The 252-nt window shown below is 51.6% G+C and carries 2 tRNA genes; both read right to left on the bottom strand.

What is annotated here, in order from left to right:
- Nucleotides 1–10 precede the first annotated feature (10 nt).
- Nucleotides 11–86: transfer RNA gene (locus tag K5Q73_RS21520), tRNA-Glu, on the bottom strand.
- Nucleotides 87–162: 76 nt separating this feature from the next.
- Nucleotides 163–238, bottom strand: a tRNA-Glu gene (locus K5Q73_RS21525).
- Nucleotides 239–252: the final 14 nt, after the last annotated feature.

Genomic DNA, 252 nt, shown 5'->3' on the forward strand with positions numbered 1-252 from the left:
TTAAAATAAGTGGTATCCCCAAGGGGATTCGAACCCCTGTTACCGCCGTGAAAGGGCGGTGTCCTAGGCCTCTAGACGATGGGGACCCGGACTGCATTAGACTCTGCAAAGAGTGAATACTCATTAAGTTCTGTAGGCTAAAACTCAACGCTTTAAAATAAGTGGTATCCCCAAGGGGATTCGAACCCCTGTTACCGCCGTGAAAGGGCGGTGTCCTAGGCCTCTAGACGATGGGGACCCGGACTGCATTAG

Origin of the sequence: Shewanella sp. MBTL60-112-B2 (genome assembly GCF_019655055.1) — a bacterium.
Classification (GTDB): Bacteria; Pseudomonadota; Gammaproteobacteria; order Enterobacterales; family Shewanellaceae; genus Shewanella.